At 50.8% G+C, this 3,583-nt stretch carries 3 protein-coding genes; 2 read left to right on the top strand and 1 reads right to left on the bottom strand.

The genetic code is table 11. The features are described from left to right. A partial coding sequence (locus RTW80_RS23160; RefSeq protein WP_312720388.1) for an AraC family ligand binding domain-containing protein occupies nucleotides 1–523 on the bottom strand: 523 nt, incomplete at its 3' end. Nucleotides 524–689: 166 nt separating this feature from the next. Here RTW80_RS23160 and RTW80_RS23155 point away from each other — a divergent pair. Further along, nucleotides 690–2,405, top strand: coding sequence for a solute:sodium symporter family transporter (locus RTW80_RS23155; RefSeq protein WP_001087145.1), 1,716 nt, complete (start codon nucleotides 690–692; stop codon nucleotides 2,403–2,405). Further along, nucleotides 2,402–3,583, top strand: a 1,182-nt coding sequence (locus tag RTW80_RS23150; protein WP_312720386.1) for a sulfatase-like hydrolase/transferase, incomplete at its 3' end; no start/stop codon positions are given. The genes RTW80_RS23155 and RTW80_RS23150, both read left to right, overlap by 4 nt.

Raw genomic sequence — 3,583 nt, 5'->3', positions numbered from 1 at the left:
CGTACATAAGACAAATCCACTGATAAATAATTTTCGTCAGAAAAGCGACTGCCAGATTATTTTTTATTGCTTCTGGTGAAGTTATTAACTCAGCAACTTCGGTGAGTTCCTGATTATAAATTTCGCCATTATAAATAACGCTTTGCTGACCAACGGGAATATCCATCATGCTGGTGGGGGTAAATTCCATCCAGTACTGTTCCCAGACTAAACCTTCACAGTGATAAGAGTGAATATCCATTGGCTTTAAGAATATAATACAGTTGCCATGCAGTGTTATTTGTTCGCCATTCTTTAAAAGAATTTTCCCACATCCTTGTACGGTATACACCGCAACCCATGAGTTGGCGATAAGCGGTTTCTTCTTGTCCCGCGGCCAGATCACCCGGTAATGCTCGTCGGCGTAGGTATGCCAGAGCGAGATCAGAGAAATTCCGCTGGAGATCACATTTTCGTTAATCAATAAGGGAATATTGTACGGAGTTTCGTTTTTTACATCTGAACTTTGCAATTTTCCATTCATTTTAATATCCCTCCGGCGAATTATGCTCACAACCTGAACTTAACAGAAAACAATCCGTTCAGGGATACGACGTTTGTATTTTAAGAATCTGACTGCCTGACCCGACGCATTTTACCTCTCCCTATATTCATGCGTCCGGGACATAAACATAAATAAGGGCTATGAGATGAATTCGTTACAAATCTTGAGTTTTGTCGGTTTTACGCTGCTGGTGGCGGTGATCACCTGGTGGAAGGTCCGCAAAACAGATACCGGATCGCAACAAGGCTATTTTCTTGCCGGACGTTCACTAAAAGCGCCGGTTATTGCCGCTTCGTTAATGCTAACCAACCTTTCCACGGAACAACTGGTCGGCCTTTCCGGGCAGGCCTACAAAAGCGGCATGTCGGTGATGGGCTGGGAAGTGACTTCAGCGGTGACGCTGATCTTCCTCGCGCTAATCTTTTTACCGCGCTATCTGAAGCGCGGCATTGCCACCATCCCCGATTTTCTGGAGGAACGTTATGATAAAACGACGCGTATTATCATCGACTTCTGCTTCCTAATTGCCACCGGCGTCTGCTTTCTGCCGATTGTTCTCTACTCCGGCGCGTTGGCGCTCAACAGCCTGTTTCACGTCGGGGAATCGCTACAGATTTCTCACGGTGCGGCTATCTGGCTACTGGTAATTTTGCTTGGTCTGGCGGGAATTTTGTATGCGGTGATCGGCGGACTGCGCGCAATGGCAGTGGCGGACTCCATCAACGGTATTGGGCTGGTTATCGGCGGGTTGATGGTGCCGGTATTTGGCCTGATCGCGATGGGCAAGGGCAGCTTTATGCAGGGCATTGAGCAACTCACCACCGTTCACGCCGAGAAATTAAACTCAATCGGTGGCCCGACCGATCCCTTGCCGATTGGCGCGGCATTTACCGGTTTGATTCTGGTGAACACCTTTTACTGGTGTACAAATCAGGGCATCGTGCAACGCACGCTGGCGTCAAAAAGCCTGGCGGAAGGGCAAAAGGGGGCGCTGTTAACGGCGGTGCTGAAAATGCTCGACCCGCTGGTACTGGTGCTGCCAGGGTTGATTGCGTTTCATCTGTATCAGGATTTACCGAAAGCCGACATGGCCTACCCGACGCTGGTCAATAACGTTCTGCCAGTGCCAATGGTGGGTTTCTTCGGCGCGGTGTTATTTGGTGCGGTGATCAGTACCTTCAACGGCTTTCTGAATAGCGCCAGTACGTTATTCAGTATGGGTATTTACCGTCGCATCATTAACCAGAATGCCGAGCCGCAGCAGCTGGTCACCGTCGGGCGCAAATTTGGTTTCTTTATCGCTATCGTTTCGGTGCTGGTCGCGCCGTGGATCGCCAACGCGCCGCAGGGGCTGTATAGCTGGATGAAACAGCTCAACGGCATTTACAACGTGCCGCTGGTTACCATCATCATTATGGGCTTTTTCTTCCCGCGCATCCCGGCGCTGGCGGCAAAAGTAGCGATGGGGATTGGCATAATCAGCTACATCACCATCAACTATCTGGTGAAGTTCGACTTCCATTTCCTCTATGTGCTGGCCTGTACGTTCTGCATCAACGTGGTCGTGATGCTGGTGATCGGTTTTATCAAACCGCGCGCCACGCCGTTCACCTTCAAAGATGCGTTTGCGGTGGACATGAAACCGTGGAAAAACGTCAAGATCGCGTCAATTGGCATCCTGTTCGCGATGATTGGCGTCTATGCCGGGCTGGCTGAATTCGGCGGCTACGGTACGCGCTGGTTAGCGATGATCAGTTATTTCATTGCCGCCGTAGTGATTGTCTACCTGATTTTTGACAGCTGGCGGCATCGTCACGACCCAGCCGTAACCTTTACTCCCGACGGGAAGGATAGCCTATGAAACGCCCCAATTTTCTGTTCGTCATGACCGATACCCAGGCCACCAATATGGTCGGTTGCTATAGCGGTAAACCGCTGAATACGCAAAATATTGATAGTCTGGCGGCGGAAGGTATTCGCTTTAATTCCGCCTACACCTGTTCACCGGTTTGTACGCCTGCACGGGCCGGACTATTTACCGGTATCTACGCTAACCAGTCCGGCCCGTGGACCAACAACGTCGCGCCAGGCAAAAACATCTCCACTATGGGGCGCTACTTTAAGGATGCCGGCTATCACACCTGTTACATCGGCAAATGGCATCTCGACGGTCATGACTATTTCGGCACTGGCGAGTGTCCGCCGGAGTGGGACGCTGATTACTGGTTCGATGGGGCGAACTATCTTAGCGAACTGACGGAAAAAGAGATTAGCCTGTGGCGCAATGGCCTAAACAGCGTCGACGATTTACAGGCGAACCATATCGACGAAACCTTCACCTGGGCGCATCGTATCAGCAATCGGGCGGTGGATTTTCTGCAACAGCCTGCGCGCGCAGACGAGCCTTTCCTGATGGTGGTTTCGTATGATGAGCCGCATCACCCGTTCACCTGTCCGGTGGAGTATTTAGAGAAATACGCTGATTTTTACTACGAGCTGGGCGAGAAAGCACAGGATGACCTGGCTAACAAACCGGAACATCACCGCTTATGGGCGCAGGCGATGCCATCGCCAGTCGGTGATGACGGGCTTTATCACCATCCGCTCTATTTTGCCTGTAATGACTTTGTTGATGACCAAATCGGACGGGTCATCAATGCCTTAACGCCAGAGCAACGTGAAAATACGTGGGTTATTTATACCTCCGATCACGGCGAAATGATGGGCGCACATAAGCTGATCAGTAAAGGGGCGGCGATGTATGACGACATCACCCGCATTCCGCTGATCATCCGTTCGCCGCAAGGGGAGCGGCGACAGGTCGATACGCCAGTCAGTCATATCGATTTACTGCCGACAATGATGGCGCTGGCAGATATTGAAAAACCAGAGATTCTGCCGGGGGAAAATATCCTTGCCGTGAAAGAGCCACGCGGCGTGATGGTGGAATTTAACCGCTACGAGATTGAGCATGACAGCTTTGGCGGTTTTATTCCGGTGCGTTGCTGGGTGACGGATGACTTTAAACTGGTACTCAAC

The sequence above is a fragment of the Escherichia sp. AM3 genome, assembly GCF_032029835.1.
In the GTDB taxonomy this organism is placed as follows: Bacteria; Pseudomonadota; Gammaproteobacteria; order Enterobacterales; family Enterobacteriaceae; genus Escherichia; species Escherichia coli.
The sequence above is the reverse complement of the archived record's forward strand: the minus strand, read 5'-3'. Positions and strand labels throughout refer to the sequence as shown.

Bases quoted from the DNA above. Each gene is read 5' to 3' on its own strand.
- RTW80_RS23155 (WP_001087145.1), top strand. From the start codon at position 690: ATGAATTCGTTACAAATCTTGAGTTTTGTCGGTTTTACGCTGCTGGTG.